Raw genomic sequence first — 7,423 nt, 5'->3', positions numbered from 1 at the left:
CCTCGGGGGGGGGGCCCGGCGCACCCTCGGGGCGCCCCCCCCCGCCTCTCCCGTCACCCGAGGCGGCGCAGGGCGGCGTCGGTGATCGCACCGATCAGCCCGGCCGCCTCCCTGTTCAGCATCTCCTCGTGGTCGCAGGGCACCCGGTGCACCGTGAGCGGCCCGCCGAGGTGCGGCTGCCAGCGCTCGGCCACCAGACCGTCCCCGGCGCCGTCCCCAGCGCCGTCCCCAGCGCCGTCCGCGACGAAGAGCAGCAACTCCCCGTCGAACCGCCCGGGGGTGAACTCCCGAGCGATGTCGGTGTGGTGACGCATCACGGTCATCAGCCGGGACAGCTCCGCCTCGTCCACACCCGCCCCGGCGGCGTGGTGGTCCAGGAAGGCGGACCGGATCTGCTGGTCGGTGGGGTTCGGGTCGCCCGGGTGCACCGGCTGGACGTCCAGCGCCGCCAGGAAGGCCACCGGCTCGCCGGCCGCCCGGAGTTGGACGGCCATCTCGTGGGCGACCAGCCCGCCGAAGGACCAGCCCAGCAGGTGGTACGGGCCGTGCGGCTGCACCCGCCGGATCCGGGCCAGGTACTCGGTGGCCAGCTCCCGCACCCCGACCGGCTTGCGCCACTGCCCGGCCGGCGCCGCGATGCCGTCGGACTGCAGGGCGTACACCGGCCGGTCCGGGTCCAGGTGCGCGGCCAGTTCGGCGTACGGCAGGCCGAAGCCGACGCCGCCGTGCACGCAGAACAGCGGCTCGGCGGTGCCGCCGGGCCGGATCGCCAGCAACGGCTCCAGCAGTGCCGACGGGAGCGGACCCCGCTCGGTGGGCCGGGCGGCCGCGGCCAGGGCCGCCACCGTCTTGTGGGTGAACACGTCGGCCAGCGAGAGGGTCAGCCCGGCCTTGGCCGCCCGGCCGACGATCTGCACCGAGCGCAGGCTGTCGCCGCCGAGCGCGAAGAAGTCCCCGTCGGCGTCGACCCGGTCCAGCCCGAGGACCTCCGCGAAGACCGCCGCGATCACCTCCTCGGCCGGGGTGCGCGGCGGGCGCACCCGGTCCGCGGCCCGTCCCGGCGCCACCGGCTCGGCCCCCGGCTCCGGCAGCGCCCGGACGTCCAGCTTGCCGTTGGCGGTCAGCGGCAGGGCTGGCAGCGTCACCAGGGCGGCCGGCACCATGTGCGCGGGCAGCGACTCGCCGAGGAAGGCCCGCAGCACCGGGACGTCGACGGCGGCCACTCCGGGCAGCGGCACCACGTACCCGACCAGCTGCCGGCCGCCGGTCGGCGTGCTGCGCACCCGTACCGCGGCCTGGACCACCACCGGGTGCCTGGTCAGCGCGGCCTCGATCTCGCCGGGCTCGATCCGGAAGCCGCGCAGCTTGATCTGGTGGTCCGCCCGGCCGACGTGCTCCAGGCTGCCGTCGGCCCGCCAGCGGACCAGGTCCCCGGTGCGGTACATCCGGGTGCCGGGCTCGCCGTACGGGTCGGCGACGAAGCGCTCGGCGGTGGTCACCGGGCGGCCCGGGTAGCCCCGGGCGAGCCCGGCCCCGGCGAGGTACAGCTCGCCGGTGACACCGACCGGCACCGGGGCCAGCGCCGCGTCCAGCACGTACGCCCGGTGGCCGCCCAGCGGACGGCCGATCGGCGGGCGGCCGGTGGGCAGCGGGCCGGTGCCCGGGAGCAGCCGGTCGCTCCAGGTGGCGCAGACCGAGGCCTCGGTCGGGCCGTAGGCGTTGCGCAGGTCGAGCCGCCCGGCGAGGCGGTCCACCAGGGCGGGCGGGCAGGCCTCGCCGCCGACGGCGAGCAGCAGCCCGTCCGGCAGCGGCGCGTCGTCCGGCAGCCCGGCCGCGACGGGGGGCGGCAGGATGGCGTGGTCGACCCGGTGCTCGGCCAGCAGCGCGGCCAACCGGTCCCCGGCGAACCGGCTCTCCTCGGTGGCGAACACCAGGGTGCCGCCGGTGCACAGCGAGGCGCCCAGCTCCCAGACGCTGGCGTCGAAGCTGAAGGACGCGAACTGCAGCACCCGCCGGCCCGGGCCCAGCAGCCCGTGCAGGGCGGCCACCAGGTTGACCGCTCCGGCGTGCGGCACGGCGACGCCCTTGGGCAGGCCGGTGGAGCCGGAGGTGTAGATGACGTACGCGGTGTCCTGCGGGGTGAGCGGCCGGGTGCGGTCGGCGTCGCCGGGGTCGGTGTCCGGCTGCCCGGCCAGTTCGGCGAGCGTACCGGGGGCGTCCAGCAGCAGCGGGACGGCGGCCGTCGGGGGCAGCTCCACCCCGTCGACGGCCAGTACCTGGACGGGCGCCGCGTCGCCGAGCAGGTGGGCGATCCGCTCGGCCGGGTAGCGCGGGTCCACCGGCAGGTAGGCGGCACCGGTCTTGAGCACCGCCAGCAGGGCGACCACCAGCTGCGGGGAGCGCGGCAGGGCCAGCGCCACGACGTCCCCGGGGCCGGCGCCGCGGGCCAGCAGCAGGTGGGCGAGCCGGTTGGCACGGGCGTTCAGCTCGCGGTGGTCCAGGCGTACGGTGCCGGGCCCGGCCGGGACGGCGTCGGGGGCGATCAGCGCCGGGCGGTCCGGGTGCTCGGCCGCGGCCCGCTCCAGCAGCGCGGGCAGGGTGGCGGCGCCGGACCACCCGGCGGCCGGCGGCGGGGCCGGCGGGCCGCTCCACTCGGTCAGCAGGACGCGCCGCTCCTCGGCGGTGAGCAGCTCCAGGGCGCTGAGCGGGGCGTCGGGGGTGCGGGCGGCGGAGTCCAGCAGGGTGGCCAGCGAGCGGGCCAGCCGGGTGGCGGTGGCGGCGGTGAAGAGGTCCTCGCGGTACTCCAGCAGGATCTCCAGCCCGGCCGGACCGCCGTCCGCCGCGGTGCGCTCGCGGACCTGGAAGGACAGGTCGAACTTGGCCGCGGTGGTGTCGACGGGCAGCACCTCGGCGGTCAGGCCCGGCATCGACGGCAGCGCCGCGTTCCCGGCGGCGGCGTTCCCCGAGGCGGCGTTCCCCGAGGCGGCGTTCCCGAAGGTGGCGTTCCCGAAGGTGGCGTTCTCGAAGGCCAGCACCACCTGGAAGAGCGGCTGGCGGCCGGTCGAGCGGACCGGGTTGAGCCCCTCGACCAGCTGCTCGAAGGGCAGCTCGGCGTGGGCGTAGGCGGTCAGGTCGGTCTCCCGGACGCGTCCGAGGAGTTCGCGGAAGGCCGGGTCGCCGGAGGTGTCGGTGCGCAGCACCAGGGTGTTCACGAAGAAGCCGACCAGCTCCCGGACGGCCTCCTCGGTGCGCCCGGCCACCGGGCTGCCGAGCGGGATGTCGGTACCGGCGCCGAGCCGGGTGAGCAGGGCGGCCAGCCCGGCCTGGACGGCCATGAACAGGCTGGCGCCGCCGTCCCGGGCGAGGGCGGCGAGCCGGGCGTGCGCCTCGGCGGGCAGTGCGCAGCGGACCTCCGCGCCGCGCTGCCCGGCCCGGGCCGGGCGCGGGAAGTCGGCGGGCAGCTCCAGCTCCTCCGGGATGCCGGCCAACACCTCGCGCCAGTGGGCGAGTTCGGCGGCGGCCAGGCTGTCCGGGTCGTCCTTGGCGCCGAGCAGGGCGCGCTGCCAGAGCGCGTGGTCGGCGTACTGCACCGGCAGCGGCAGCCAGTCGGGCGCCCGGCCCTCGGCCCGGCACCGGTAGGCGGTGGCGAGGTCGCGCACCAGCGGGCCGAGCGACCAGCCGTCGGCGGCGATGTGGTGCACCGTGAGCACCAGTGCGTGGTCAGTCGGTCCGAGGACGAACAGCCGTGCGCGCAAAGGGACTTGTGCGGACAGCACAAAGGGGTGGGCGGCCTCGGCGGCCAGCGTGCCGGGCAGTTCGGCCGCCCGCAGCTCCACTGACTCCAGTGCGCCGCCCGCGAGTTCGGCCTCGGCGACGGTGAGCACCAGCTGCGAGGGCAGGCCGTCCGCCTCGGCGAAGACGGTGCGCAGGCTCTCGTGCCGCTCCAGCACGTCCCGGACGGCGGCGGTCAGCGCGGCCCGGTCCAGCGGACCGGTCAGCCGGACGGCCAGCGGGATGTTGTAGGCCCCGGTCGGACCGTCCATCCGGTCCAGGAACCAGAGCCGCTCCTGGGCGTGCGACAGCGGCACGGTCGCGGGCCGCTCGACGGCGCGCAGCACCGGCCGGGCCCGCCCCCCGGCGGCCGTGGGCACCGGCGACCCGCCGGCCGGTCCTTCGCCGGCCCGCCCCCCGCCGGCCGGTCCTTCGCCGGCCGGTCCGCCGCCGGACAGCGTCCGGGCCAGCCCCTCGGCCGTCCGGGCGTCGAACAGCGCCCGCAGCGGGACGTCCCCGCCCAGCTCGGAGCGCAGCCGGTTGACCACCCGGGTCGCCGAGAGCGAGTGGCCGCCCAGCGCGAAGAAGTCGTCGTCCGCACCGACCCGCTCCAGCCCGAGGGCCTCGGCGAACACCGCGCAGAGCAGTTCCTCGCGCTCCCCCACCGGCGCCCGCCCGGTGCCCGCGCGCTCCTCCGCCGGGGCGGGCAGCGCCTTGCGGTCGACCTTGCCGTTGGGGGTCAGCGGCAGCTCGTCCAGCGGCACGTACACCGCCGGCCGCATCGACACGGGCAGCACCTCCGCCGCCCGCTCCCGCAGTCGGTCGAGGTCGAGGCCGGCCGGCACCACGTGGGCGACCAGCCGGACGTCCCCGGCCCGGTCCGCGCCGGCCGTGACGACGGCCTGCCGGACGCCGGGCTGCGCGGCCAGCACCGACTCGATCTCGCCCAGCTCGATCCGGTGGCCGCGGATCTTCACCTGGAAGTCGCTGCGCCCGGCGTACTCCAGCACCCGGCCGCCGGTGTCCCAGCGGGCGATGTCGCCGGTGCGGTACATCCGGCTGCCGGGCGGGCCGTACGGGTCGGCGGTGAAGCGCTCGGCGGTCAGGCCGGGCCGGCCCAGGTAGCCCCGGGCGAGGCCGGCGCCGGCCAGGTAGAGGTCCCCGTAGGTGCCGTCCGGGACCGGCCGCAGCGCGCCGTCCAGCACGTAGGCCCGGGTGTTGGCGATGGGGGCGCCGATCGGCGGCGGACCGGACCGCTCCCCGTCCAGGACGGCGGCCGTGGACCAGACGGTGGTCTCGGTCGGGCCGTAGACGTTGGTCACCGAGGCGCAGTGCGCGGTGAGGGTGCGGGCCAGCGGCTCGGGCAGCGCCTCGCCGCCGACCAGGGCGCGCAGCCCGGCCAGCCGAGGGGCGTGGTCGGCGGCGAGCGACTGCCACAGACTGGGGGTGGCCTGCAGCACGGTCGCGCCGAGACCGGTGACGGCCCCGGCCAGCGCGGCCGGGTCGCGGACGGTCTCCCGGTCGGCGAGCAGCAGTTCCGCGCCGGTGACCAGCGGGACGAACAGCTCCAGGTTGGCGATGTCGAAGCCGAAGGTGGTGACGGCGAGCAGCCGGTCGGCCGCGGTGACGGCGAAGCGCTCGGCCATGTCCCGGACCAGGTTGACCAGGGCGGCGTGCGGCACCACCACGCCCTTGGGGCGCCCGGTGGAGCCCGAGGTGTGGATGACGTACGCCGGGTGGTCGCCGGACGGCTCGCGCGGCGTGCCGGGCGCGGCCGCCGGCGGCAGGCCGTCCGGATCGTCCAGGACCCACGACTCACCGGCGAACGGGAGCAGTTCGCGCACCCGGCGGTGGGTGAGGGTGACCACCGGGGCGGCGTCCTCGATCATGAGCCGCAGCCGCTCCACCGGGTGGTCCGGGTCCAGCGGCAGGTAGGCGGCGCCGGACTTGAGGACGGCCAGCGCGGCCACCACGAGGTCCGTCGAGCGGTCGAGGGCGATCGCCACCACCCGCTCCGGGCCGGCCCCGGCGGCGACCAGTCGCTCGGCCAACTCGTCGGCACGACGGTGCAGTTCGCGGTAGCTCAGGCGCTGCCCGGCGCACCGCACGGCGGGCGCGTCCGGGGTACTGGCCGCCTGGGCGGCCAGCAGCGGGGCGAGCCAGGGGCCCGGCGGCGGGGTCGCGGTGGCGTTGCGGTCCTCCAGGATCCGGGCCCGTTCGGTCGCGTCCAGGACGTCGAGGCGGCCGCAGGGCCGGTCGGGCGCGACCACGGCGGCGGCCAGCAGCCGGGCGAAGCGCCGTCCGATCAGCTCCGCCTCGGCGGCGTCGACCATCGTGGGCAGGTGGTTCACCGCGAGGCCGAAGGGCGTGCCGGGGAAGACGGTGAGGGTGACCGGGAAGTCGGTGGCCGAACGGATGTCGACGCCGGTCACCCTGGAGTCGCCGGCGACCCCCAGACTGCCCATCGGGTAGTTCTGGAACATCAGCGCGGTGTCGAAGAGTTCGCCGCGCACGGGGGTGAGCTGCTGCACCTCGGCCAGGGTGAGGTGCTCGTGCGGCAGCAGCCCGGTCTGGGCCCGCTGGACGGCGGCGAACAGCTCGGCGGGGGTGCGCTCCGGGTCGACGTCCACCCGGACCGGCAGGGTGTTGGCGAACAGCCCGACCATCCGCTCGACGTCCGCGAGCCCGGCCGGGCGGCCGGAGCTGACCGCGCCGAACACCACGGTGGACTGGCCGGTCAGCCGGGACAGCAGCAGCGCCCAGCAGCCCTGCACCACCGCGTTGACGGTCAGACCGCGCGCCCGGGCGAAGGCGGTCAGCCGCTCCGCCACCGCCGGGTCGAGGTCCAGCGGGACGGAGCGCGGCAGCGCGTCCGCGCCCTCGCCCCGGCTGCGGCCGGCCGGCACCAGCCGGGTCGGCTCGGTCACCCCGGCCAGCGCCGCGCCCCACGCGGTCCGGGCCGCCGCGCGGTCCTGGGCGCCGAGCCAGGCGAGGTGGGACTGGTAGCGGGTCGGCGGCTCGGACGCCCCGGATCCGCCGGCCAGTTCGGCGAGTTCACCGAGCAGGGTGACCATCGACCAGCCGTCCAGCAGGATGTGGTGGACGGTCCACAGCAGCCGGCAGCGCCCGTCCCCGGCGCGGGCCAGGGTGAGCCGGTGCAGCGGCGGGCGGGCCAGGTCGAAGCGGCGCAGCCGGTCCTCCTCGGCCAGGCGCTCGAACCCGGCGTCGGCCTCCGCCCCGGCGCCCGGCACCGCGACCTCCCGCCAGGGCAGCGCGACCGCGGTCGGCACCACCTGCACCACCTCGCCGTTGCGACGGGGCCGGAAGCAGGCCTTGAGGTTGGGGTGCCGCTCCAGCAGCGCGCCCGCGGCGGTGCGCAGGGCGGCGGCCCCGGCTTCGGTCAGCTCCTCGAAGTCGAGCACCAGCTGAATGGTGTAGACGTCCGTCCCGGCGCGGTCGTACTCCGAGAGAAAGAGCAGTCCCTGTTGCAGCGGCGAGAGTGGAAGGACTTCACTGATGGCGGACGGCCGATTCAAACCGGGCTCCTCACGGAAGGCCCGCACAAGTGCGATGCAGGTGCGGTGCACGTACGGATTAACAAACGTTTTCCGATGGCGCTGACGGGCAACTGACCGGCAACTGACGGACGGCT

Annotated in this window: 1 protein-coding gene; it reads right to left on the bottom strand. The window is 76.9% G+C overall.

Annotation, left to right across the window (positions count from 1 at the left end; all coding sequences use genetic code 11):
• Nucleotides 1-53: 53 nt before the first annotated feature.
• Nucleotides 54-7,307 (bottom strand): amino acid adenylation domain-containing protein, encoded by a 7,254-nt coding sequence (locus ACFWIS_RS30840; protein ID WP_380462197.1) that lies wholly within the window; start codon nucleotides 7,305-7,307, stop codon nucleotides 54-56.
• Nucleotides 7,308-7,423: the final 116 nt, after the last annotated feature.

The sequence above is a fragment of the Kitasatospora sp. NPDC127060 genome (assembly GCF_042724935.1).
Taxonomy (GTDB): domain Bacteria; phylum Actinomycetota; class Actinomycetes; order Streptomycetales; family Streptomycetaceae; genus Kitasatospora.
This window is presented reverse-complemented; position numbering and strand designations above follow the sequence as displayed.